The organism is Dolomitihabitans soli, from assembly GCF_022213955.1.
In the GTDB taxonomy this organism is placed as follows: domain Bacteria; phylum Actinomycetota; class Actinomycetes; order Streptosporangiales; family Streptosporangiaceae; genus Streptosporangium_A; species Streptosporangium_A soli.
Genome location: NZ_JAKNTW010000023.1, coordinates 22,343 through 46,214 on the forward strand (window position 1 = coordinate 22,343; position 23,872 = coordinate 46,214).

Below are 23,872 nucleotides of genomic sequence, written 5' to 3' on the forward strand. Positions count from 1 at the left end.
GCGCCGGAAGGGGCGGGCGCCGTGGCCCTGCCGACGGCCCGGGGGATCTGGCAGAGTGAACGCCATGGTCGATTCGGTCCGCACGCAGGGATTGTTCAAGCGCTTCGGTCAGCAGGTGGCGGTGGCCGGCGTCGACCTCGTGGTCCCGCGCGGCAGTTTCGCGGGTCTCGTCGGCCCCAACGGCGCCGGCAAGACCACCACGCTCAGCATGGCCACCGGGCTGCTCCGGCCGGACGGCGGCTCGGCCGAGATCGACGGGCTGAACGTCTGGCGTGATCCGATCGCCGTCAAGGCCCGCATCGGCGTCCTCCCCGAGGGCCTCCGGCTGTTCGAACGGCTCTCCGGTCGCGAACTGCTCTCCTACAACGGCCAGCTCAGGGGCATCCCCAAGGCCGAGGTCGAGCGGCGGGCCGAGGAGTTGCTCAAGGTCATGGACCTGCTCGACTCGGCCGACAAGCTCGTCGTCGACTACTCCACCGGCATGCGCAAGAAGATCGGCCTGGCCGCCGCGCTGCTGCACAACCCGAACGTGCTCTTCCTCGACGAGCCGTTCGAGGGCGTCGACCCGGTCAGCGCCAACACCCTGGAGGAGGTGCTGCGCCGCTACACCGCCTCCGGATCCACCGTCGTCTTCTCCAGCCACGTCATGGACCTGGTGGAACGGCTGTGCGACTGGGTGTCGGTGATGAGCCGGGGCCAGATCGTCGCCCAGGGCCCGATCGGCGAGGTCCGCGGCGAGCGGAGCCTCAACCAGGCGTTCCTCGATCTCGTCGGAGCGAGTGGCGGCGGCGGAGACGAGGAGGGACTGTCATGGCTGGGATCGACACAGGCGTGAGCCCACTCGGGATGGCGGACACGCTGCGGCTGTTCGTCCGGCTCAAGCTCAAACTCATCGCGGGCAACGTCAGGGGCGACCTGACGCGCAAGATCGGATACATCTTCACCCTGATCGCCGCCGTGTTCGTCGCGGCCCTGGGATTCCTGGCGATGAGCCTGGTACGGCTGGCGCCCGCCGACCTCGCCGCCGACATCGGGATCATCGCCTTCACCGTGTTCTTCGTGGGCTGGGCGGTGGTGCCGCTGCTGGCCTTCGGCCTGGACGACACGCTCGACCCCGCCAGGCTGTCGCTGTTCCCGCTGCGCACCAGGCAACTCGCGGTCGGCCTGTTCGCCGCCTCGGCCACCGGCCCGTGGCCGCTCGCCGTCCTGATCATCACCGCGGGCGCGATCGTCGGCTTCGCCACCGGGCTCGGCGGCGTGCTGCTCGGCGTGGCGGCGGTGCTCCTGCAGTTCGCGCTCTGCCTGGTCACCTCCCGGCTGGTCACCACCTCCCTGTCGAGCATGCTGCGCAGCAGGCGGGGCCGCGACCTGCTCGCCGTCGCGGCCATCTTCATCGTGCTGCTGGCCCAGCTGCCCAACCTCGTCATCAACAGAGGGCTGGCCGGCGACCCCGCCGCGCTGCTGGCACAGGTCGCCGAGGTGCTGCGGTGGACCCCGCCCGGCATGGCCGCGCACGCGATGGCCGACGGCAGCCTGACCGGCGTGGCCGAGCTGGCGTTCCTCGCCGTGCTGGTGGTCGTCATCGGCCGACTGTGGATCGGCGCGCTGCGCAGGGCGCTGGTCACCGCCGACGCCTCGACGCAGGCCGGCAGCGTGCGCCGGTCGCACGGCCGCGGGATCGGCCGCCTGCTCCCCGACGGCCAACTCGCCGCCGTGGTCACCAAGGAGCTGAAGTACGCCAGACGCGACCCGAGGGGCCGGGTCGGCTGGCTCGCCTCGATCGCGGTGACCGGGGTGCTGGCCTTCTCCCTGGCCGGCAACTCGGAAGGACCGTCCGGGCCGGTGCTGGCGATCGGTCCCGCGTGCCTGGGAGCGCTGATGATCGGCCTGCAGTCGGGCAACGCGTTCGGCATCGACGGCCGTTCCCTGTGGATGAACGCCGTGGCCTACGGCTCGGAACGATCGATGCGCACCGACCTCGCCGGGCGCCACCTCGCCGCCGCCCTGATCGCCGGTCCGCTGCTCGCCCTGCTGTCGATCGTCACCAGCCTCTTCGCCGGCGACCTCGCCTGGAGCGTCCCCGCCATGCTCACCTCCTGGGGCCTGCTCGGCGTCTCCTTCGGCATCGGTGCGGTGACCAGCGTGATCTTCCCCTACACGACCCCCGACCGGCTCAACGCGTTCACCGGGGCCGCGCCCGGCCAGGGCGGCATCGCGTTCCTGGGGTCCTTCGGCGCGATGATCGGCACCGGCGCGCTCTCCCTGCCGGTCGTCCTGCCGGTGCTGTTCGGCGTCACCTGGCTGAGCGTCCTGGCGGTGCCGTACGGCATGGCCGTCGCGTGGGCGGGCCGCAGGCTCGCGGGCACCATCGGCTTCGCCCGGTTCCCCGAGTTGCTGGCGGCGGTCTCCAAGCCCACCTGAGTGGTCTAGTCCAATGGGTGAGACCGGTCTCCGGCCGCTCGGCGGCACTCGCTACTCTTCGAGACATGGCCGCGATCGCTTCAGCCGACCGCCACAGTGCGGTCGCCGAGATGCCAGACGAGCTCCGCGCAGACGTCCGCCTGCTGGGCGAACTGCTGGGTCAGGTGATCGCCGAGCAAGGCGGTCCCGACCTGCTCGCCGATGTCGAACGCCTGCGCAAGGCGGTGATCGCGGCACGACGCAGGCAGCTTCCCGTCGACGAGGTCGCCGCGATGGTCGCGGCCTGGCCCATCGACCGCGCCGTGCTGATCGCCCGCGCCTTCACCTGCTACTTCCACCTGGCCAACCTGGCCGAGGAGCACTACCGGATCAGGACCCTGCGGGAGCGCGACACCGGCGGCGCCCCGCTGCCCGAGTCGCTCGCGGGCGCCGTCGAGGAGGTGGGCCGCGAGCGCGTCGCCGAGCTCGTCGACGGGCTCGAGCTCCGCCCGGTGCTCACCGCGCACCCCACGGAGGCGCGACGCCGCGCGGTGGTGACCGCCATCCAGCGGGTCAGCGGCCGGCTCGCGGAGTACAACGCGCCCGATCGCGGCGCGGAGGAGCGGGCCGAGACCCGCCGTCGCATGCTGGAGGAGATCGACCTCCTGTGGCGTACGGCCCAGCTCCGCAACACCAAGCTCGACCCGCTCGACGAGGTCCGCACCGCGATGGCCGCCTTCGACGAGACCCTGTTCCGCGTGGTGCCGCTGATCTACCGGTCGCTGGACGCCGCGCTGAGCGAGGGGACGGGCACCAGGCCGCCGCTGGCCAAGCCGTACATCCGCTACGGCAGCTGGATCGGCGGCGACCGCGACGGCAACCCGAACGTCACCGCCTCGGTGACCAGGAAGGCCATCCTGATCCAGGCCGAGCACGTGCTGATCGCCCTGGAGAACGCCACCGTCCGGATCGGCCGCAGCCTCACCACCTCCGCGCTCGACACGCCGCCGTCGCCGGGCCTGCGCGCCGCGCTCGCCGAGGCCGAGGACGCGCAGCCCGACCTGGTCTCGGAGATGGCCACCCGTTCTCCGCAGGAGCCGCACCGGCAGTGGCTGCTGTTCGTGGCGGCCAGGATCGCCGCGACCCGCAGACGCGACCTCGACCTCGCCTACCTCTCGCCCGGCGACCTCGTCGGCGACCTGCGCGTGTGCCAGGAGTCACTGGCCGCCGGCGGCGCCCCCCGCCAGGCGTACGGCGAGCTGCAGCACCTGATCTGGCAGGTCGAGACCTTCGGCTTCCACCTGGCCGAGCTGGAGGTGCGCCAGCACTCCCAGGTGCACGCCGCGGCGCTGGCCGAGATCGCCTCCGGTGAGGTGTCGGAGCGCACCGAGGAGGTGCTGGCCACGATCCGGGTGATCGCCTGGATCCAGGAGCGGTACGGCGTGACCGCCTGTTCCCGCTATGTCGTCTCGTTCACCCGGTCGTCCGACGACATCGCCGCCGTGTACGAGCTGGCCGGGCACGCGCTCGGCGGCCGGGCCCCGGCGCTCGACGTGGTGCCGCTGTTCGAGTCGGGCGAAGACCTCGCCAACGCGCCCGCCGTGCTGTCGGGGATGCTGAAGCTGCCCGCCGTACAGGCCAGGCTGGCCACGGCTGGGAGGCGGCTGGAGGTCATGCTCGGCTACTCCGACTCGGCCAAGGAGCTCGGGCCCGCGGCGGCCACGCTCAAGCTCTACCAGGCGCAGGAGCAGCTCACCGCGTGGGCGCGCGACAACGACGTGCGGCTCACCATGTTCCACGGCCGGGGCGGCGCGCTCGGCCGGGGCGGCGGCCCGGCCAACCGGGCGGTGCTGGCGCAGGCCCCCGGCTCGGTCGCGGGCCGGTTCAAGGTCACCGAGCAGGGCGAGGTCATCTTCGCCCGGTACGGCCACGCCGCGATCGCCCGCCGCCACATGGAGCAGGTCACCAACGCGGTACTGCTCGCCTCCACCGACGCGGTGGAGCAGCGCACCGCCCAGGCGGCCGACCGGTTCCGCGGCCTGGCGGAGCAGGTCGCGTCGGCCTCGGAGAAGGCGTACCGGGGACTGACCGAGGCCCCCGGCTTCCCCGAGTGGTTCGCGCTGGTCAGCCCGCTTGAGGAGATCGGCTCGCTGCGCCTCGGCTCCCGTCCCGCGCGGCGCGGCCTCGGCGCCCCGCGCTCGCTCGACGACCTGCGGGCCATCCCGTGGGTGTTCGCCTGGGCGCAGACCCGGGTCAACCTGCCCGGCTGGTACGGCCTGGGCAGCGGCCTTGAGGCGGTCACCACCGAAGCGGGCCTGGACGAGCTGCGGGCGGCCTACCACGAGTGGCCGCTGTTCGCCTCGTTGCTCGACAACGCGGAGATGTCGCTGGCCAAGACCGACCGGGCGATCGCGGAACGCTATCTCGCGCTCGGCGGCCGTGACGACTTCGCCGACCAGGTGCTCGCCGAGTACGACCTGACCCGCCGCCTGGTCCTGCTGGTGACCGGCCACTCCCGGCTGCTGGAGTCACGCCGGGTGCTCTCCCGCGCCGTCCAACTCCGCGACCCCTACGTGGACGCGCTCTCTCACCTCCAGCTCCGCGCCCTCTCCGCCCTCCGCTCCGGCGAGGACCTCAGCGACGACGACCGCGAACGGCTCTCCACCCTGCTCCTGCTCTCGGTCAACGGCGTCGCCGCAGGTCTGCAGAACACCGGCTGAACGTGAGCGGCCCCGCCTCCTGACGTCGTCGCGACCTCAGGAGGCGGGGCCGACGCACCGGGCTAGGAGATCGGCACGTCCGCGAACAGCCCGGCACTGGGGATCTGGACGCTCAGCTGTTCGACGGTTTCGGGGACACCGGCGAAGACCGAGAAGTAGGGAGCGGTGTCCCCCGGCGAGAGATCCCCTTTGGTGGGGCTGCACGTGCAGGTGTCGCCCTCGATCATGGGCCCGTACTTCTTGCCGGTCGCGGGATCCACCAGCGTCACCCCGGCCGTGGTGTTGTAATGCAACCTGCTCGGGAGATCCAATCCGAACGCCGTCCACGGGTTCCAGGACTGGCTGCCGACGTTCCTGACCGACCACTCCAGGGTGATCCCCTGGCCCTTGCGGGTCAGCTGGATGATTTCGAAGTGCAGGTTGATCCCGTCGATCTGAAGATCTCGGCTCGGCCGATCGTTCCCGGACTGACCCGATCCGCCGGGGGTGCCCAACCGGAGTGCGAAGGACAGGGCAGCCGCCGCGAGGGCCAGGGCGGTGACCACGGCCAGCACCGGTACCAGCCACCGGCGCTGGGCGGGGGGCGCTACCGGAGAGGCGAGGTCGAGAGGGGTCCAGATCTCGCTCACCACCCTCGTCGCGGTCTCGGGCGCCACCTCCTCCTGGCCGAGCAGACTGTCGAGGAGCTGCTGGGTGCTGGGGCGGCGGGCGGGGTCCTTGGCGAGTGCGCGTTCGACGAGCGGACGCAGCCGCTCGGCCAGGCCGTCGAGATCCGGCGCGTAGTTGGCGACGCGGTAGAGGACCCCGGGAGTGGCGCCACCCCCGAAGGGCGGCCGGCCGGTGGCGGCGTAGGCGACCACGCAGCCCCACGCGAACACGTCGGCCGCCGCCGTGACGAGTTCGCCCCTGGCCTGCTCCGGGGGCATGTACAACGGGGTGCCGACGACCTTGCCGATGTCGCCGCCGATCGTGTCGGCGAGCTGGGCGATGCCGAAATCGATGACGCGCGGCCCGACCGGGCTGAGCAGGATGTTCGACGGCTTCAGATCGCGGTGGACGATCCCCGCCCGGTGGATGGCGGACAGCGCCGTGGCCACCCCGACGGCCAGCGCGTCGAGGTTGGATCCCACCATCGGGCCCTGGGCCTCGACCACGGCCGAGAGGGTCGCGCCCTCGACGTATTCGGTCGCGATGTACGCCTGGTCTCCGTCCATGCCCACGTCGAGGACGGCCGCCGTGCAGGAGCGCGCGACCTTCCGCGCGGCTTCGGCCTCCTTGCGGAAGCGCTGCCGGAACTCCTCGCGCGACGCCAGCTCGGGCCGCAACACCTTGAGCGCGACCTGCCGTCCGGCGGTGTCCCGCGAGAGGTAGACGATGCCCATGCCGCCCTCGCCGAGGCGGCGGATCGGGGTGTAGGGACCGATGGTCCGTCGCTGGGCGGCGGTGGCGTCGTCAGAGGGGGGCCGCGGCTGACTGTTCATCACGGGCCATCTTGCCTGGCTTAGCCCGACATATCAGCGCAATTCCGAGCCCGGATCGCCCTCTCTCATCGCATGGGCCTCCTCGTGTTCACCCGAGCGGCAGCCGTACGGCCATCACGTCCATGACGGCTGCGTCTGGCGCGGGGCGGCAGGTGGCCACCACGTGCCAGCCCCACCTCTCGTAGAGATCGTGTGCCGGGGCGTCCGGGTGGGACAGCAGCGTCGCGTACGGCTCGGCGCGACCGTCGAGAAGCTCGCGGAGCAGCCGCCTGCCGATGCCCTTCCCCCGGTACGGCTTGCGGAGGATCAGCTCGATTACCGCGATCTTCGGCGCGTTGAGGATCTCGTCCGACGGCCGGGTCGCCTCGCCGCCCCACCATCGACCGGCGCCCATCGTGAACCCGAAGGCGAACCCTGCGAGGGCCGGCCCGTCCACCGCCGGCACCAATGCGAATCCCGGCCGGGCGACCTGTCCCCGAGTACGCTCCCGGAACCGGTCACGGCCGAACAACGGGCCGCCGCCGTAGGGCGGCTCGACGTAGATCTCCTCGTACGCGTCGCCGTAATCCTCGCTGAGGACCGCCTCGGCCGCGTGCTCGCCGGTCAGGCGCTGGAACACGATCTCCGCCATCAGCGTCCTTTCTCAGAGGCTTTGATGAGCGCCAGGGAATCCCGGTATTCGAGTCTTCCAGGACATCCGTACGTGCGACGTCTACACGCGACCACGCCGAGCTCCGCAGCGATCCGATCCAACTGATCTTGATACACGGCCGGGCGGCTCTGAGCGACCTCGGCCGCTTCGATGATCGCCGGTCTTCGATCCCACAAAACCGCCATCAAGCCGACTGTGTCGCGTGTCACATCCATCTCATGTCACGGACCGGCGGGCAGCTTGCATCTCGTGGTCGTCAGCATGCAGAGAAGGGGCACGACGATGACCACACAGCACGAAGCCGGCAAGGCGGCCACGCACCGCGTTCTGATTCTGGGGGCGGGGTACGCGGGCATGGCCGCGGCGATCCAACTCGCGGCTCGGGTCAAGCGGCGCGCGGACGTGCAGGTGACCTTGGTGAATCCGCAGGAGCGGTTCACCGAGCGGTTGCGGCTGCACCTCTCGGCCACCGGGCAGCAGGTCTCCGAGATGAACATCCCGGATTTGCTGGAGGGCACGGGTGCGCGGTTCGTGCGCGGCTGGGTGACGGTGGTGGACACGAACGCGAAGATCGTGCGGATCGACGACGACCGGGTGCTGCATTACGACACGCTGGTGTACGGGCTGGGCAGCGTGGCCGACACGGCGACGGTGCCGGGCGTGGAGGACCACGCGTATACCCTCGACAGCGCCCAGGACGCCGAGTTGCTGGCCGACCGGCTGGCTCGGCTCGGCCGCGGCACGGTCGTGGTCGGCGGTAGCGGGTTGACCGGCATCGAGTCGGCCGCGGAGATCGCCGAGCGGCACCCGGAGCTCAACGTCGTGCTGCTGGGCCGGCAGGAACCCGGTGCGGCCATGAGCCCCGAACCGAAGGCGTATCTGCACGCCGCGCTCGCGCGCCTGGGTGTCCGGGTGCGCAGCGGGATCGAGGTGGTGAAGGTGCTGCCCGACTCGGTCGAGCTGGCGGACGGGGAGAGCGTGCCCGCCGATGTCGTCCTGTGGACGAGCGGTACGCGGGTGTCGCCGCTGGCGGCCGCAGCCGGTCTGACCGTCGACGAGCGCGGCCGCATCGTCACCGACGCCGCGCTGCGGTCGGTGTCACACCCGGATGTGTACGCCGTGGGCGACGCGGCCGCGATCCACCAGGGCTACGGCGTCATGCACGGCACCTGCCAGGGCGGCATGCCGACCGGTGTGCATGCCGCGGTGTCGATCGTCCGCGCGCTGAACGGCAAGCGGCCCAAGCCGTTCCGCTTCGGCTACTACCACACGCCGGTGAGCCTGGGACGGCGTGATGCGGTCGTTCAGTTCACCCACCCCGACGACAGCCCCCGACGGGTGTATCTGACCGGCCGTCTGGCGGCACGGTATAAGGAGACGGTGACCGCTTCGCCCTGGCCGACCTACGGCCGTATGAAGAAGATGCCGGCCTCGGGCGCGTTCTGGCCCCGCGGCGGCCGTTTCACCCGGGTCCGGGGTGTGCGATGACCCACCCGTCCCCTGACCGCGACCAGCAGGTGTTCAACCAGCATCGCAACCTGCTGTTCGCGGTGGCCTACCGCGTCCTCGGCATCGTGGCCGACGCTGAGGACGCGGTCCAGGACGCGTGGATCAAATGGTCGGCCGCCGATCGTTCGCAGGTGGCCGATCCCAAGGCGTACCTGGCGCGGATCGTGTCGAACCTGGCGTTGCAACGGCTGCGCTCCACTCGGCACCAGCGCGAGACCTATGTGGGGCCGTGGCTTCCGGAGCCCATACTCACCAGCGACACCGCCGACGACTTCATGACCGCCGAGTCGGTGTCGACGGCGATGCTGGTGGTGCTGGAAACCTTGAGCCCGCTTGAACGCGCGGTGCTGGTGCTGAAGGAGGTCTTCGACTTCAGTCATGCCGAGATCGCGGAGGCGGTCGAGCGTTCCGAGGCCGCGGTGCGTCAGGCCGCGCACCGCGCTCGCGAACATGTGCGGGCCCGGCGGCCGCGCTTCCCCGCGGACCGGTCGCGGCAGCGCGACGTCACCGAGAGCTTCTTCGCCGCCGCGACCGGGGGTGACATCAACACCCTCATGGAACTGCTGTCCCCGGACGTCACACTGTGGACCGACGGCGGCGGCAAGGTTCGCCAGGCCCTGCGTCCGGTCGTGGGCGAACAAACGGTGGCCGCCTGGTTCGCCGCCATCGGCAAGGTCACTTACCAGGGCGTCGAGCCTGCTGACATGAACGCCGAGCTGGTCGAGATCAACGGCGGTCCGGGCATGGTGTTCAGCGGCCTGGGCCGCGTGATCGCCACTGTCACCTTCGATTTCGCCGCTGACGGCCGCATCGCCGCCATCTACAACGTCGCCAACCCGGACAAACTCCAGGCCATCGCCGACGGGACCATCCGCGACGTCGGCACATCCTGAGACCTGCGCGGGTCCACCCTCGGCACCGCCGGCCCTACCGCACCTCCACCGGCCGTCCCTCCTTGCCTTCTGGTCACGCGGGGTGGAACTCCTCGAGTTTGGCCGCGTACGGCGAGGCGGTCGTCGCCTCGAGCCAGTGGGGATGGGTGACGTAGACCAGTTCGGTGTCCTCGTCGGCCTGGTAGACGACGTCGGCCCCGGCCCTGAGGTAGATGACCTCTCCCGCCTTGATCGACACCGGTCCGGACTCGCTCTGGACGGTGAACGCGCCCTTGGTCACGATGAGCGCCTCGTCATAGGAGACGGTCCATTCGTTGGTCTCGCCCTTGCGGTAGCGCGCGAAGCCGACGCTCATCGCCGCGTCGCCCGTCTGGTCGAGCACGTCGCCGAGGAAGATCTCCTGTTCGCCGCGCTGCCACCAGGTCGTGGGGTCCTTGATGGTGAACCGCTCTACGGGTGCTGCCATGGTGTTGCCTCCTTCGCTCCAAACGGAGAACTTTCCGTTTGCTGTCTGGCCAGCATAACCGGAAAACATTCCGGTTGTATTCCCCGGGCCTTCGATAGCCTTGCTCCGTGAGCAGAGAGGCATTGCTGCCCGTGGTCTCGCCGCCGTCGTCGGAGCGTGCGGACGCCGCGCGCAACCGTCGCAAGATCCTTGACGCCGCGGCCGCCCTGGTGGCGCGCAGGGGTGTGCGGGCGCTGACGATGGACCAGGTCGCCGCCGCCGCAGGGGTCGGCGTCGGCACCGTCTACCGCAGGTTCACCGACCGGGCCACCCTCGCCTACGCGCTGATCGACGCCGGTGAGCGGGCGTTCCAGGCGGCGTTCCTGAGCGGGCCGCCGCCGATGGGGCCCGGGGCTCCGCCGTACGAGCGGATCCGGGCGTTTCTGCACGCCTACGTCGACCGGCTCGAAGGCGAGGCCGAACTGCTGGCGATCGCCGAGACGAGCACGCCCTCGGCCAGATACGCCACGGCCGCGTACGCGCTGCACCGGTCGCACCTGGCCATGCTGATCGCCGGGCTACGGCCCGGCGCGGACGCCGGCTACCTCGCCGACGCGCTCCTCGCGCCGCTCGCCGGAGCCCTCTTCGCCCACCAGCACGACGACCAGTCGATGACCGGCGAGCGGATCAAGGCGGGGCTCGATGACCTGCTCGCCGGGTTTCAGCCGTCGGAGACCCGCTCGGCGCCCGCGTAGACGTTGAAGCGCTCGTCGCGGAGGAAGCCGATCAGCGTCATGCCGAACTCGGCGGCCAGGTCCACGGCGAGGGAGGACGGCGCGGAGACGGAGCAGATGATCGGGATGCCGGCGACCAGGGCCTTCTGCACGAGTTCGTAGCTGGTTCTGCCGCTGACCAGCAGGAGGTGGTCGTGCAGCGGCAGGCGTCCGGTCAGCAGGGCCCAGCCGATCAGTTTGTCGAGGGCGTTGTGCCGGCCGACGTCCTCGCGGGTGGTCACCAGGGTGCCGTCGCCGGTGAACAGGCCGGCGGCGTGCAGGCCGCCGGTCTTGCCGAACACGCTCTGGGCGGCGCGCAGCCTGTCGGGCAGGCCGTACAAGGTCTCGGGGGAGACGGTGTGGACGGCGGGGGCGGCGATGGGGAGGGGACGGGCGTGCAGGGCCTCGATGCTGGCGGTGCCGCAGACCCCGCAAGCGCTGGATGTCATGAAATGTCGGTCGAGGGAGGGGAGGTCGGGGAGGGCGGCGTGGCGGAGCCGTACGGTGACCGTGTTGTAGCGGGCCTCGGGCGGGATGTCGTCGTCGGTGCAGTAGCCGATGGCTTCGATGTCGCCGGGGACCACGACGCCCTCGCCGTACAGGAAGCCCGCGGCCAGCTCGAAGTCGGCGCCGGGGGTGCGCATGGTGATCGCGAGGGTACGGCGGGGCGCGGCGGGGCCGGTGCCGCCCTGGATCCTGATCTCCAGTGGTTCCTCGGTGGCGAGATCGTCGCGTCTGTCCCTGGTTCTGCCCTTCGTGACCTCCCGGATCCGGGCCCGGGTGGTGGGGCCGGCCCTGCGGCGGGGCGGATCCTCGCGGGGGGTCATGGGGTGACCCGGGAGATGGTGACGAAGGCGTTGTAGTCGGGGATCCGGGCGTCGGGGGAGCGCCGGGACTGGTCGAGCAGGACGTTGCCCTCCGGCCAGTGGACCTGCAGGTTGCCCGGGACCAGGGGGGCGCGCAGGACCCGGCCCCTGAACACCCTCCCCGCGGCCCCGGCCAGTTCGACGAGGGCGCCGTCGGGGAGGGAGAGGCGGTCGGCGTCGTAGGGGCTGATGAGGACGGCCTCCCGGGTGGCCCCGTTGAAGCCGTCGCGGCGTTCGTGGACCATGCTGTTGAACTGCTTGCCCCGGCGGGTGGCGACCATGAAGGAGCCGTCGGATCGTTCCAGCACGGGCAGTGCGACGGGGGCGAAGTGGCCGTGGCCGTCGGAGGTGGGAAAACGGCCGCCGGGGCAGAGGTGGCGCCCGCCGTACTGCACGTTGTCGCCGAAGCGGGACAGACCGGCGATGCCTTCGTAGAACGGGACGGCGCGCTCGATGTCCTCGCGGATCTCGGCCGTGCCGGTGTAGCGGATCCTGTCGGCGAGTGCGGGACGGGCTCGGGCGGCCAGTTCGGTGAAGATCTTCCACTCGGGCCAGGCCTCGCCCACACGCGGGCCCTCGACCTCGGGGGAGAAGATGATCCGCCGCTCGGTGGAGGTCTCGGTGACGCCGCCGGCCATCTCGTAGCGGGTCTGCGCGGGCAGCAGCAGCACGTCGCCGTCGGCCGGCACGAGCATCTGCGAAGACAACACGATGTCGACGTGCACACGGAGCTTGAGCCGCGACAGCGCCTCGCGGCAGTAACCGGGATCGGGCAGCACCTCAAGGAAGTTCCCCCCTGAGGAGATCAGTACGTCGAGGTCGCCCGAGTGGGCCGCGTCGATCATGTCCGTCGCGGTCAGTCCCGGCGCGTCGGGCACCTCAAAGCCCCATTTTTCGGTAAATATCGCTGCATTCTCCGGTGTGATCGGCAACCCGCCCGGCAACCCCGTGGCGTACGCCCCCATCTCCGCCCCGCCCTGCACCCCGCTGTGCCCCCGGATCGGCATCAGCCCGCAGTGGTCGCGCCCCACGAACCCCCGGGCGAGCGCCAGGTTCACGATCGCCCGCACGTTGTCCTCGCCGTGCGCGTGCTGGGTGATCCCCATCGACCAGACCAGTACGGCGGAGCGCGCCTCCCCCAGCAGCCGGGCCAGCTCGTACATCTCCTGCCGGGTGGACCCCGACAGCGCCTCCAGCGACTCCCACGACAGCTCGGCCACCGACCGCCTGGTCTCCTCGAACCCCCTCGTGTGCTCGTCGATGAAGACCTTGTCGAGCCAGTCGTTCTCCACCAGGTGCTTCAGCACCCCGTTGAGGAACCCGATGTCACCCCCGATGTGCACGCCGAAGAAGTGATCCGTGATCTTCGTTCCGAAGACCGCCGACTCCATGTTGGACGGCACCCAGTACTTGTCCATGCCCGGCTCTCGGTAGGCGTTCACCATGGCCACGCGGGTGCCGGCCTTCTTCGCGTGGTAGAGGTACTTCATCGCGACCGGCTGGTTGTTCGACGGGTTGGACCCGATGAAGACGATCAGGTCCGAGCCGATCCAGTCGGTGTAGGAGCAGGTCGTGGCCGCCGCGCCGATCGCCTGCTTGAGGGCCACCGTCGAAGGTGAATGGCAGATGCGCGCGGCGTTGTCGATGGAGTTCGTGCCGAGCGCGCGCACGGCCTTCTGCGCGGCGAAGTAGTTCTCGTTCGGCATGCCGCGACTGGTCAGGTAGGCGCCGAGCCTGGCCCCCCGCACCCGCCCCGCCGCCAGATCGAGCGCGTCGTCCCAGCTCACCCGCGTGAACCCCGGCTCACCCCGGCGACGCAGCAGGGGGTACGGCAGGCGGCCCAGGTCGCGCAGCTCGGCACTGCGCCTGCCCTCCAGCCCCGAGACGTCCGTCAGGACCGAGGTGTCCATGGCGGGCATGGTGTTCAGCTTGAGCAGGCGCAGCCGGATGTTGCACAGATGGATCTCGTCCATCGTCCAGTCGCGCATGCCACGGGTGCCGAGCGCGCAGCCGTCGCAGGTGCCCTGGTTGAGGATCCGCAGGGCGTAACGCCTGTTGCCCTTCACCGACCGGAACGCCTTCCACAGCTCCAGATAGTTGTTGGGCTTGCGTTCGCCGAGGCCGAACGGCTTCCAGCCGGCCCAGTTGCGCGGGTCGAGGCGTTTGGTCATGGCGACATTCTCTCGCTGGTGGGGGCAAGATGGCAGTGTGCCCGACTCGCCGTACACCGACCTCGACCGGCCGCCGCTCTCCGCGGCGGCGATCTCGCGCGCCCTGGTCCGCCCCGGCGGCCTGTGGACCGGGGTGAGCGTCGTCGAGGAGACCGGTTCCACGAACGCCGACCTGGCGCGTGCCGCCGGCGAGGGAGCCCCGCAGGGGACCGTGCTGATCGCCGAGCGGCAGTCGGCGGGCCGGGGGCGGCTCGGACGCAGCTGGTCGGCGCCCGCGCGGGCCGCGCTGATGTTCTCCGTGCTGCTCCGTCCCAGCGTGCCGGTCGCCCGGCAGGGCTGGCTGCCGCTGCTCGCCGGGCTCGCCGCGGCCTCGGCGGTGCGCCGGATCGCCGAGGTGGACGTACGTCTCAAGTGGCCCAACGACCTGCTGATCGGCGATCGCAAGCTGGCCGGGGTGCTGGCCGAGCGGGTGGACACGGCGGTGATCATCGGCACCGGGCTGAACGTCTCCCTGCGGGCGGCGGAGCTTCCGGTCGCCACCGCCACCTCGCTGGCCGTCGAGAAGGCCCCCTGCCTCGACCGCGATCCGCTGATCAGGGGCGTGCTGAGGGAGATCGAGACCCACTACGGCGAGTGGACGCGGGCCGGCGGCGACGCCGACGCCTGCGGCCTGCGCGCCGCCTACCTGGGCGTCAGTGCGACGATCGGGATGGAGGTGCGGGTGGAGCTGCCGGGCGAACGCGCCCTGGTCGGGGTCGCCACCGGCGTCGACGAGCTGGGCCGGCTGCTGGTGACCTCCGAGGGGCGGTCCCACGCGTTGAGCGCCGGAGACGTCATCCACGTCAGACCGCATACTCCGTGACGCGAGACGCCAGAACATGCCACGATTTGCCCCATGGGTCTCCCTGATCACCACTTGACAGCGGGGGAGCAGCGGATCAGCTCCTTCCATCCTCACTGGAAGCGCCTCATCGCGCCCTTCCTCGCGCTCGTCCTCATCGTCGTCGCGTCCGGGGCCGGGATCTTCTTCCTCCCGGCCGACTGGGAATATGTCGCCTACGGCCGTATCGCGATCGGCGTGGTCACCGTCATCCTGCTGACCATCTGGTCCTTCGTGCCCTATCTGCAGTGGAAGAACACGGCCTACGTGCTGACCACGCACCGCTTCACGATCAGCACCGGGGTGCTCAACAAGTCCACCGACGAGATCCCGATGACCAAGGTCAACACGGTCAGCTCCGACCAGACCTTCGTGGAGCGGATGCTGGGCTGCGGCACGCTCACGGTGGAGTCGGCCGGTGAGCGGGGCCAGATCGCCCTGCGCGACATCCCGCGGCTCCAGGACGTCCGGGCGCAACTCTTCCGGCTCGTCGAGGACGCGTCGGACGGCGAGGCGGACGGCAGGTGAGACCCTGTGACGCCGTGGCGTAATCTCCTGGCTGGAGGGAGCAGATGGGCGATGTGGAACCGGCGGACCGGCCCACCGCCGAGACGATAGAACAACTCTTCGTCGGCCCCTCGCCGCGTTACACGCGCATCGAGGTGGCGGCGCTGGCCGGCGTGTCGCAGAGCCTCGCCGAGCGCATCTGGCGGGCTCTCGGGTTCGCCACCCACGCCGACGACGCGGTGGCCTTCACCGACGCGGACGTCACCGCGCTCAAGCGCGTCCGCGGGATGCTCGACGAACGGCTCCTCGACGAGAAGACGATCATCCGGCTGACCCGGGCGCTCGGCCAGACCACGGCCAGGCTCGCCCAGTGGCAGGCCGAGATCATGGTCGGCGCGCTGCTCGACACCGGTGAGCCGCCGAGCGACGCCGACGTGGTGCGGATCATGTCCACGGCGGAGCGGTTGCTGCCCGACTTCGAACGGGTGCTCGTGCACGTCTGGCGCGCCCAGCTCGCGGCGGCCGGCACCCGCCTGCTCGCGGTCAGGGACCTCGCCGACGACAACGTGCCCAACCGGCTGACCCTCGTCGCCGGCTTCGCCGACCTGGTGTCCTTCACCCACCTGTCGCGTGACCTGGACGAGCGGGCGCTGGCCGACCTCGTGGAGGGCTTCGAGGCGCGCGCCTCCGACGTGGTCGCCGCGGGCGGCGCCCGGATGATCAAGACACTCGGCGACGAGGTGCTGTTCACCGCCACCGACCCGCGTACCGCCGCGATGGTCGCGCTCGATCTCGTCGAGGCGGTCAAGGACGGCGGCGAGGGCCCCGAGATCCGCGTCGGCCTCGCCTACGGGCCCGTGGTGCCGATGATGGGCGACGTGTTCGGCACCACGGTCAACCTCGCCGCCCGGCTCACCTCGCTCGCCCGGCCGGGCGCGATCCTGGTCGACGCGGGTATGGCAGAGGCGCTGGCCGGGGCCGACGGGATCGAGCTCCACAGCATCGGGCGGCGCCCGGCACGCGGGCTGGGCATGGTCCAGCCGTACGTGCTCAGGCGGGCCGCTGGTTGAATGACCGCCGAAGGTTTGAAAGGGAGGTAGGGCCATGCCGTACGAAGTCCGAGGTGTGATCGCGCGGGGTAAGGGTGAGCAGGTTTCCGTGGAGACCGTGCTGGTGCCGGATCCCGGTCCCGGCGAGGCGGTGGTGAACGTGCAGGCGTGCGGGGTCTGCCACACGGACCTGCACTACCGGGAGGGCGGCATCAACGACGAGTTCCCGTTCCTGCTCGGACACGAGGCGGCCGGGGTCGTCGAGGCGGTCGGGCAGGGGGTGACCTCGGTCGAGCCGGGCGACTACGTGATCCTCAACTGGCGTGCCGTCTGCGGTGAGTGCCGGGCCTGCCTGCGCGGCCGGCCGTGGTACTGCTTCAACACGCACAACGCCAAGCAGAAGATGACGCTGGCCGACGGCACCGAGCTGAGCCCCGCGCTGGGCATCGGCGCGTTCGCGGACAAGACCCTGGTCGCGGCCGGGCAGTGCACCAAGGTCGATCGCGCAGCCGCGCCCGCAGTGGCGGGGCTGCTCGGCTGCGGGGTGATGGCCGGCCTCGGCGCGTCGCTGAACACCGGCAACGTGAGCCGGGGGGACAGCGTGGCCGTGATCGGCTGCGGCGGCGTGGGCAACGCGGCGGTCCTCGGGGCGTCGCTGGCCGGCGCGTCGAAGATCATCGCGGTCGACGTGGACGACCGGAAGCTCGCCTGGGCCCGCGACTTCGGCGCCACCCACACGGTCAACTCGCGCACCAGCGACCCGGTGGAGACGATCCGCGAGCTCACCGGCGGGCACGGCGCCGACGTGGTGGTCGAGGCGGTCGGCCGCCCGGAGACCTACAAGCAGGCGTTCTACGCCCGCGACCTGGCCGGCACCGTGGTCCTGGTCGGCGTCCCCACCCCCGAGATGACCCTCGAACTCCCGCTGCTCGACGTCTTCGGCCGCGGCGGCTCGCTGAAGTCCTCGTGGTACGGCGACTGCCTGCCCAGCCGCGACTTCCCGATGCTCATCGACCTCTACCTCCAGGGCCGGCTCAACCTCGACGGCTTCGTCTCCGAGACGATCGCCCTGGACCAGGTCGAGAACGCCTTCGCCAAGATGCACCGGGGCGAGGTCCTGCGCTCGGTGGTGGTGCTGTGAGCGCCGTCCAGCGGGTGGTCACGTCGGGCACGTTCAGCCTGGACGGCGGCACCTGGGAAGTCGACAACAACGTCTGGGTGGTCGGCTCGGGCGACGAGGTCGTGGTGATCGACGCCGCGCACGACGCGAAGGCGATCCTCGACGCCGTGGCCGGCCGGCGGATCAGCGCGATCGTCTGCACGCACGCGCACAACGACCACATCAACGCGGCGGGCGCCCTGGTGGAGGCCACCGGCGCGCCGCTTCGGCTGCATCCGGCCGACGACGTCCTGTGGAAGATGGAGTACGGCACGGCGTTGCCGTACGAACCGCTGGCGGACGGCGAGACGCTCACGGTGGGCGAGGTCACGCTGGAGGTCCTGCACACGCCCGGTCACGCGCCGGGCGCCGTCTGCCTGTACGCGCCCGGCCTGGGGGTCCTCTTCACCGGCGACACCCTCTTCAAGGGCGGTCCGGGAGCCACCGGCCGGTCCTTCTCCTCGTTCGAGACGATCGTCGAGTCGATCCGCGGGCGGCTGCTCGCCCTGCCGTCCGAGACCGTCGTGCACACCGGGCACGGCGACTCGACGACCATCGGCGCCGAGGCTCCTGACCTGCCCGAATGGCTGGCCAGGGGGCACTGACGCGCGAGGTCCTCTCAAGGGTGTGTCCGACCTCACATAGGCATACCTAAGCTTCGTGAGTTATCTTAGGTGTGCCTAACCTAATAAACGATCACTCTTGAGAGGGCCCTCCCCCGCCATGTACGTCTGTGTCTGTCGCGCGGTGACTGAGAACGAGGTGCATGACTGCATCGCCGCAGGGGCCACGAGCGCCCGGCAGGTTCGCGACACCACGGGCGCCGGGAGCGACTGCGCATCTTGCGTGCGGAAGATCTGTGCGATGCTGAAACGGTCTGAGGACCTGATTCCGACCGCATAGAGCACGAGGGGCCCGATAATGCAGGGCGACAAGCAGATTATCGAGCTGCTGAACGAGCAACTCACCGCGGAGCTGACCGCGATCAACCAGTACTTCCTGCACGCCAAGATGCAGGAGAACTGGGGCTATACCAAGCTGGCTGAGTACACCCGGGCAGAGTCCATCGACGAGATGCGACACGCCGAGAAGCTCACCGACCGAATTCTCTTCCTCGAAGGTCTGCCCAACTACCAGCGGCTGGGCACGCTGCACATCGGGCAGACCGTCGCCGAGCAGCTCAGAGCCGATCTCGACATCGAGCTGAGCGTCGTCAAGCGGCTCAAGCCCGCCATCATTCTGATGCGCGAGAAGGGCGACGCCACATCGGCTCGCCTCTTCGAGGAGATCCTTGAGGACGAGGAGCAGCACATCGACTACCTGGAGACCGAGCTCGGCCTCATCGACAGCCTGGGCGAGCAGCTCTACCTCGCCCGCTACGCCAGGCCACGGGACGCCGATTGACCGGATTCAGCCGGGAATGCCGCGACACGCCTGCTGGACTCGCGTTCAGCGGGCTTTGTCGTTCCTGGAGGATATTTCTGATGCGGCGGCCGGCCCCCGGGGTGCGGGCCGCGCACGTGTTGCGTGCTGACTATCCGTCATTTATCAGTGTTTGCCCAGGTCAATGGATAGGTCAATGACAAGTCAAACCGCGCGCTGTGCCCGGGAAACGATCCCCTAAGGTCCTACGATCGCTTTATGACCTGCGTACTTCTCGCCGAGGATGACACCTCGATCTCCGAGCCGCTGGCGCGCGCGTTGCGCCGTGAGGGCTATCAGGTAGAGGTGAGCCCCGACGGCCCGCAGGCCCTGGAGAGGGCTCTGTCGGGGGGAATCGATCTGATCGTTCTTGACCTTGGCCTGCCAGAGATGGACGGCCTGGAAGTCGCCCGCCGGATCCGCGCGGAGGGGCACGGCACACCCGTGCTGATCCTCACCGCCCGGGTCGACGAGGTGGACACCGTCGTCGGCCTCGACGCCGGCGCCGACGACTACGTCACCAAGCCGTTCCGCCTGGCCGAACTGCTCGCCAGGGTCCGCGCGCTGCTGCGCCGCGGCACCTCCGAGACGCCCGTCGTGCAGGGGGTGCGGATCGACGCCGACTCCCGGCGCGCCTGGATGGGCGAAAAGGAGCTGCATCTGACCACCAAGGAATTCGACCTGCTCAGGGTGCTGGTCCGCGATGCCGGGAAGGTGGTCACCCGCGAGCAGATCATGCGCGAGGTGTGGGACACCAACTGGTGGGGCTCGACCAAGACACTCGACATGCACATCTCCTGGCTGCGTCGCAAACTCGGCGACGACGCGGCGAAGCCGCGTTACATCACGACGGTGCGAGGGGTCGGCTTCCGGTTCGAGCGCGAGTAGGGGATGCGTCGCAGACTGCTGTTCTCCACCCTGGTCGTCGCGGTCATCGCGGTCGTGCTGCTGGGGGTCCCCCTTGGTGTGGTGGTCAGCCAGCTGATCGTCGACGAGGCGGGCCAGGAGTTACAGTCCGAGTCCCGGCGACTGCTGGGGGAGGTGGAGTACGCCCGAATCCAGGACGAACCCATCAACTCCGAGCAGCTAGCCCGTAACTATCCGGATCGCTACATCCAGGTGTACGAGGGTGGTAACCCCCCAACGGCGACCATCGTCGGCACCGAGCCCTCTCCCGGGCAGAAGATGACCGCGGACGCCCACTCGGAAAGCGGCGTGTGGGTGCAGGTCAGCCGTGACCGGGCGGAGGTGGAGCGGGACGTCCGCGCCCGGCTGCTGCTCATCGTCGCGCTCGCCGCCGCCGCGCTGGCGGTCGCCGTCGGGCTGGCGATCGTGCAGTCACGCAGGCTGACGCTTCCGCTCAAGGACCTGGGGGTGATGGCGGAACGCCTGGGGTCGGGTGACGCGCGCCCGAGTAAGCACCGCTATGGCATCCAGGAGCTCGACCGGGTCGCCGAGGTGCTCGACCGCAGCGCGACCCGCATCTCCGATCTGCTGAGCCGCGAGCGTGAGTTCGCCACGGACGCCTCACACCAGCTCAGAACCCCGCTGACCGGGCTGACCATGCGCCTGGAGGAGATCGTCGCGGCGGCCGACCAGCCGGGCATCGTGCGTGAGGAGGGCGAGGCGGCGATCGTGCAGGCCGAACGCCTCACCGCGGTGATCGACGAACTGCTCGCCGCGGCCCGCCGCCAGCGGCACTCCCAGGCGGCGCCCATCGAGATCGACCCGATCCTGGCCCAGCAGGTCACCGAGTGGGAGCCCGCGTTCCGCAGATCGGGCAGGAAGCTCATACTCGACGGCGACCGGAATCTGCGGGCGATGGCGACCGAGGGCGGTCTGGGCCAGGTGCTGTCCTCGTTGCTGGAGAACTCCCTGGAGCACGGCGGCGGGCCCGTCATCGTCACCACCAGCAGCAGCGAGAAGTCGATCGTCATCGAGGTCGCCGACCAGGGCCCCGGCATCCCCGACGACCTAGCCCCGAAGGTCTTCGAGCGCAACGTGAGCGGCGGGGGCGGAACCGGCCTGGGCCTGACCCTGGCACGCGCGCTCGCCGCCGCCGACGGAGGCCGGCTGGAACTGCTTCGGCCACGCCCGGCGGTCTTCGCCGTCTTCCTGCTTCCGGTCAAGGAGAACGGCGACCGGAACCGCGTGGTCAGCGGCCCCGCGTGACGAGCTCGGGCTCGGGCAGGTCGGGTTCGAGGAAGACCCACTTCTTGTACGACCAGTAGCGGAACAGGGTGCCCAGCCCGGTGCCGATGATCATGGCGACGTTGTAGCTCACCGGGTCGTGCAGGTTGAGCGTGTAGGTCACGAAGCCCAGCACCAGCAGCGAGATCAGCAGCCCGATCGCGTTGAGCACGAAGAACAGGATGTATTCCCTGGCGAGGCCGCTCTGCTCCCGGTCACGCCAGGTCCAGAACCGGTTGCCCAGGTAGGCGAACGTGGCGGCGATGACGGTCGCGACGACCTTCGAGGTCAGTGGGCCGAGATCTATGCCGTACCGCGCGAAGTTGGACACCCCGAAGTCGATCACGAAGGCGATCGCCCCGATGGTGCCGAACTTGGCCAGCTCACGCACCAGGACCGCGAACCGGTGGTAAGCGCGTCTGAGAAGCTGCACGTCTCCTGCACGGTCCTTTCGGTTCGCCGACGGCTCCATCTGAGGCACGGGCGGCTGGCTCTTCCGGTTCAGGCTACCGGGGGAGGAGCCGCCTTCGTACGGGGGTTGGCGCCGTTGCCGGTGTTCCCCCCATTCAAACCCTAAGAAATGAAATATCAGGGTTTAGGGACAGTTAGGGTCGAACAGTGCCTGAATCAATCGTCATGGTCAGTGATGTCCGGGTAACGCTGGGCGGCAATCCCGTGCTCAGCGGCGTCGGCCTCGCCGCCTCGAAGGGTGAGATCGTCGCCGTGATCGGTGCCAACGGGACCGGGAAGTCGACGCTGCTCCGCTGCATCGCCGGACTCCAGTCGCTGGACGCGGGCCGGCTCGACGTCCTCGGCGGACCGCCGGACGACGACGCCGCCTTCTGGCGCGACGTGGCCATGGTGGGCGACGAACCCGCCTGGTATCCCGGGCTGACTGTCCGAGAGCACCTGGAGATGATGCGCGCCGTACACGACTCGCCCCGGCTGGAGGTGCCGGCCGTGCTGGCGATGTTCGACCTCGCGGCACGGGCCGACGCCACCCCGCTGAACCTCTCCACCGGCCAGCGCCAGCGGCTGTCCCTGGCCATGGCGCTGCTGCGGCCGAGCCGGTTGCTGCTGCTCGACGAGCCCGAGCGCGGCCTCGACGCGAACTTCCGGCGGCGGCTCGGCACGATCCTGCTGGAGTACGCCGAAGCGGGCGGCACCGTGGTGATGGCCACCCACGACCCCCTGCTGGCCGAGGACACCTCCGCCCGCCAGATCGTGCTCGCGGCATGACCGGCGGGGTGGGCGGGGTGCCGGCCGTACGGGCGTTCATCCGGTCGAAGCGGCGCAGACCGTCGAGCTGGTCGGATCGCTACGCCATGCTGTTCGGGCTGGTCCTGGTGGGTGCGACGGTCGCCCAGCCGGTCTCGGCGGCGATCGCCGCCGCCGCGCGCCAGGCCGACCCGTCCCGGATGGGCGCGGGCATCGTGCTGCTCGCCCTGGCGTACCTCTGTCTCCTGGGCCTCGCCCGGATGTTCGGGCCGGTCGCGCTGCCGGCCGCGGACGCCGCCTGGATGGTGCTGTCGCCGCTGCCGCGCCGGGGCGTGCTCGGCAAGTCGGCGGGCATCCTGCTGGCGGTCTCCCTGACGGCCGGGCTGGTGCTCGGTCTCGCGGCGTTCGCCGTGTTCGGGGCGGGGGACCAGGTCGTCTGGCGGCTGGCGGCGGCGCTTCTGCTCGGCGTGTCCGCGACGGCGGGAGGCATGGCGACGGCCGTGCTCGCCCAGTCGTCGCAGCCCTGGGACTCCTGGCTGACCCTCACCATGGCCGCCGCCGCGACCGTCGCCGCCCTGGCCGCGCTGCTCGAGGCGGGACCGGGACGTCAGCTCCTGACCGCCGTGGCCGCCGCTCCCGCGTCCGCGAGCGCCGCACTCGCCGGCCTCGCCGCCGCGACCGCCGCCCTCCTCGTACGGCTCGCCTGGCGGTCACTGGACCGCATCCCCACCCGTACCCTGCTGGCCGCCTCCACCCGCGTGGGCCACGTGGCCACCGCGACCGTGAGCATGGATCCCGGGGCGCTCACCTGGATCGCCGAGGACAACCACTGGCGCGGCCGGGCCCTGCGCTCGCGGCCGTGGCCTGCGCTGCCCGCACCGCTCGCTCTGGCCTGGCAGGACTGGCGCAGGCTCGCCAGGCGCCCCCGGCGAGCGGCCGCGTTGCTCGCCACCGCCGTGCTGCCCGCCGTGGCCGCCCAGGCGGGCGGGGGACTCGCCCCGCCGGTGACGGTTCTCGTCACGGTGGCCGGCGGACTGGCCGTCGCGGCCACGGCGGCGTCGGGCGCGCGGCGCGACGGGGACAACCCGAGCCTCGCCCGCCTGCTCGGCGTGGACCGGCGCGCCGCGCTCGCCGCCCGCGCGGTGCTGCCCGCGCTGCTGGTCGCCAGCTGGCTCACGCTCGCGCTCGGCGGGCTGCTCGCGGCGGGCGCGCTGACCGGCGGGCCGTGGTGGCTGTTCGGCCCGCTCGCCGCGCCGGCCCTGGCCGCCGGGGCGCTGCGGGCGGCCCGCCGGCGGCCGATCGACCATTCGATGCCGGTCATCGACACACCCGGCGGGGCGATCCCCACCGGCCCGGCCCTCTGGGCGCTGACCGGAGTCGATCTCGCCGCCCTCGGCACTCTGCCCCTGGTGGTGGCGCTCGTCTTCCAGCCGGGCGCACTCGGCGGGTTCCTGGTGGCGCAGGCGGTCACCGGTGCGGCCGTCCTGGCCGGTTATCTCATCCGTGCCGCCAGGTAGGCTGGGGCGACGTGAGCAGC

At 70.7% G+C, this 23,872-nt stretch carries 23 protein-coding genes; 17 read left to right on the forward strand and 6 right to left on the reverse strand.

The window, feature by feature from the left end:
* Nucleotides 1-64: 64 nt before the first annotated feature.
* The 3 genes from MBA17_RS34215 to MBA17_RS34225 all read left to right on the forward strand — a co-directional run bounded on the left by MBA17_RS34215 (nt 65) and on the right by MBA17_RS34225 (nt 5,120).
* Nucleotides 65-835, forward strand: a complete 771-nt coding sequence (locus MBA17_RS34215; protein ID WP_238501484.1) for an ABC transporter ATP-binding protein — start codon at nt 65-67, stop codon at nt 833-835.
* Entirely contained in the window at nt 811-2,421 is a 1,611-nt protein-coding gene (locus MBA17_RS34220) for a hypothetical protein (protein ID WP_238501486.1), read from the forward strand. The genes MBA17_RS34215 and MBA17_RS34220 overlap by 25 nt, the downstream gene beginning before the upstream one ends.
* Before the next feature lie 65 nt (nt 2,422-2,486).
* Nucleotides 2,487-5,120, forward strand: coding sequence for a phosphoenolpyruvate carboxylase (locus MBA17_RS34225; protein ID WP_238501488.1), 2,634 nt, complete (start codon nt 2,487-2,489; stop codon nt 5,118-5,120).
* Nucleotides 5,121-5,182: 62 nt separating this feature from the next.
* On the opposite strand, the gene MBA17_RS34230 is transcribed toward MBA17_RS34225, so the two are convergent.
* Together MBA17_RS34230 and MBA17_RS34235 are read right to left on the reverse strand one after the other, a co-directional pair.
* Complete coding sequence (locus MBA17_RS34230; protein WP_238501490.1) at nt 5,183-6,601, reverse strand: serine/threonine-protein kinase; 1,419 nt, start codon at nt 6,599-6,601, stop codon at nt 5,183-5,185.
* An 88-nt stretch (nt 6,602-6,689) separates the two neighbouring features.
* Nucleotides 6,690-7,232, reverse strand: coding sequence for a GNAT family N-acetyltransferase (locus tag MBA17_RS34235; RefSeq protein WP_238501492.1), 543 nt, complete (start codon nt 7,230-7,232; stop codon nt 6,690-6,692).
* A 303-nt stretch (nt 7,233-7,535) separates the two neighbouring features.
* On the opposite strand from MBA17_RS34235, the gene MBA17_RS34240 reads away from it, so the two are divergent.
* Together MBA17_RS34240 and MBA17_RS34245 are read left to right on the forward strand one after the other, a co-directional pair.
* Entirely contained in the window at nt 7,536-8,741 is a 1,206-nt protein-coding gene (locus MBA17_RS34240) for an NAD(P)/FAD-dependent oxidoreductase (protein WP_238501494.1), read from the forward strand.
* Nucleotides 8,738-9,655, forward strand: a complete 918-nt coding sequence (locus MBA17_RS34245) for an RNA polymerase sigma-70 factor (RefSeq protein ID WP_238501495.1) — start codon at nt 8,738-8,740, stop codon at nt 9,653-9,655. Before MBA17_RS34240 ends, MBA17_RS34245 begins: the two co-directional genes overlap by 4 nt.
* Nucleotides 9,656-9,728: 73 nt before the next feature.
* Here the strand turns inward: MBA17_RS34245 and MBA17_RS34250 are convergent, their stop codons facing one another.
* On the reverse strand, nt 9,729-10,121 hold the full coding sequence (locus tag MBA17_RS34250; RefSeq protein WP_238501497.1) for a cupin domain-containing protein: 393 nt from the start codon (nt 10,119-10,121) through the stop codon (nt 9,729-9,731).
* Nucleotides 10,122-10,228: 107 nt separating this feature from the next.
* On the opposite strand from MBA17_RS34250, the gene MBA17_RS34255 reads away from it, so the two are divergent.
* On the forward strand, nt 10,229-10,855 hold the full coding sequence (locus tag MBA17_RS34255; RefSeq protein ID WP_238501498.1) for a TetR/AcrR family transcriptional regulator: 627 nt from the start codon (nt 10,229-10,231) through the stop codon (nt 10,853-10,855).
* Here the strand turns inward: MBA17_RS34255 and fdhD are convergent.
* Together fdhD and MBA17_RS34265 are read right to left on the reverse strand one after the other, a co-directional pair.
* Nucleotides 10,822-11,700, reverse strand: coding sequence for a formate dehydrogenase accessory sulfurtransferase FdhD (fdhD, locus tag MBA17_RS34260; RefSeq protein WP_238501500.1), 879 nt, complete (start codon nt 11,698-11,700; stop codon nt 10,822-10,824). The two genes, MBA17_RS34255 and fdhD, sit on opposite strands and share 34 nt — an antisense overlap.
* Nucleotides 11,697-13,910 carry an FdhF/YdeP family oxidoreductase gene (locus MBA17_RS34265; RefSeq protein WP_238501502.1) on the reverse strand — a complete coding sequence of 738 codons (2,214 nt, stop codon included), beginning with the start codon at nt 13,908-13,910 and terminating at the stop codon, nt 11,697-11,699. The genes fdhD and MBA17_RS34265 overlap by 4 nt, the downstream gene beginning before the upstream one ends.
* 37 nt (nt 13,911-13,947) lie before the next feature.
* Here MBA17_RS34265 and MBA17_RS34270 point away from each other — a divergent pair, with 37 nt between their 5' ends.
* From MBA17_RS34270 to MBA17_RS34310, 9 genes are all read left to right on the forward strand, one after another.
* Complete coding sequence (locus tag MBA17_RS34270) at nt 13,948-14,772, forward strand: biotin--[acetyl-CoA-carboxylase] ligase (RefSeq protein ID WP_238501503.1); 825 nt, start codon at nt 13,948-13,950, stop codon at nt 14,770-14,772.
* Between the two features lie 33 nt (nt 14,773-14,805).
* Nucleotides 14,806-15,318, forward strand: a complete 513-nt coding sequence (locus MBA17_RS34275; RefSeq protein ID WP_238501505.1) for a PH domain-containing protein — start codon at nt 14,806-14,808, stop codon at nt 15,316-15,318.
* Nucleotides 15,319-15,362: 44 nt separating this feature from the next.
* Complete coding sequence (locus MBA17_RS34280; protein WP_238501507.1) at nt 15,363-16,367, forward strand: adenylate/guanylate cyclase domain-containing protein; 1,005 nt, start codon at nt 15,363-15,365, stop codon at nt 16,365-16,367.
* Between the two features lie 34 nt (nt 16,368-16,401).
* Nucleotides 16,402-17,487, forward strand: a complete 1,086-nt coding sequence (locus MBA17_RS34285; protein WP_238501509.1) for an S-(hydroxymethyl)mycothiol dehydrogenase — start codon at nt 16,402-16,404, stop codon at nt 17,485-17,487.
* The gene (locus MBA17_RS34290; RefSeq protein WP_238501510.1) at nt 17,484-18,110 is read left to right on the forward strand and encodes an MBL fold metallo-hydrolase; all 627 of its coding nucleotides are present in this window, start codon (nt 17,484-17,486) and stop codon (nt 18,108-18,110) included. The genes MBA17_RS34285 and MBA17_RS34290 overlap by 4 nt, the downstream gene beginning before the upstream one ends.
* A gap of 118 nt (nt 18,111-18,228) precedes the next feature.
* Complete coding sequence (locus MBA17_RS34295; protein ID WP_238501512.1) at nt 18,229-18,408, forward strand: (2Fe-2S)-binding protein; 180 nt, start codon at nt 18,229-18,231, stop codon at nt 18,406-18,408.
* Between the two features lie 18 nt (nt 18,409-18,426).
* A complete protein-coding gene (bfr, locus tag MBA17_RS34300) occupies nt 18,427-18,909 on the forward strand; it encodes a bacterioferritin (RefSeq protein ID WP_238501513.1) in 483 nt (160 codons plus the stop codon).
* Nucleotides 18,910-19,146: 237 nt separating this feature from the next.
* On the forward strand, nt 19,147-19,815 hold the full coding sequence (locus MBA17_RS34305) for a response regulator transcription factor (RefSeq protein ID WP_043620820.1): 669 nt from the start codon (nt 19,147-19,149) through the stop codon (nt 19,813-19,815).
* A 3-nt stretch (nt 19,816-19,818) separates the two neighbouring features.
* Nucleotides 19,819-21,099 (forward strand): ATP-binding protein, encoded by a 1,281-nt coding sequence (locus MBA17_RS34310; protein ID WP_238501515.1) that lies wholly within the window; start codon nt 19,819-19,821, stop codon nt 21,097-21,099.
* On the opposite strand, the gene MBA17_RS34315 is transcribed toward MBA17_RS34310, so the two are convergent.
* Complete coding sequence (locus MBA17_RS34315; RefSeq protein ID WP_238501517.1) at nt 21,083-21,550, reverse strand: GtrA family protein; 468 nt, start codon at nt 21,548-21,550, stop codon at nt 21,083-21,085. The genes MBA17_RS34310 and MBA17_RS34315 overlap by 17 nt on opposite strands.
* Before the next feature lie 185 nt (nt 21,551-21,735).
* Here MBA17_RS34315 and MBA17_RS34320 point away from each other — a divergent pair, with 185 nt between their 5' ends.
* The gene (locus tag MBA17_RS34320) at nt 21,736-22,356 is read left to right on the forward strand and encodes an ABC transporter ATP-binding protein (RefSeq protein ID WP_238501518.1); all 621 of its coding nucleotides are present in this window, start codon (nt 21,736-21,738) and stop codon (nt 22,354-22,356) included.
* On the forward strand, nt 22,353-23,852 hold the full coding sequence (locus MBA17_RS34325) for a DUF6297 family protein (RefSeq protein WP_238501520.1): 1,500 nt from the start codon (nt 22,353-22,355) through the stop codon (nt 23,850-23,852). The genes MBA17_RS34320 and MBA17_RS34325 overlap by 4 nt, the downstream gene beginning before the upstream one ends.
* The last annotated feature ends 20 nt before the right edge of the window (nt 23,853-23,872 follow it).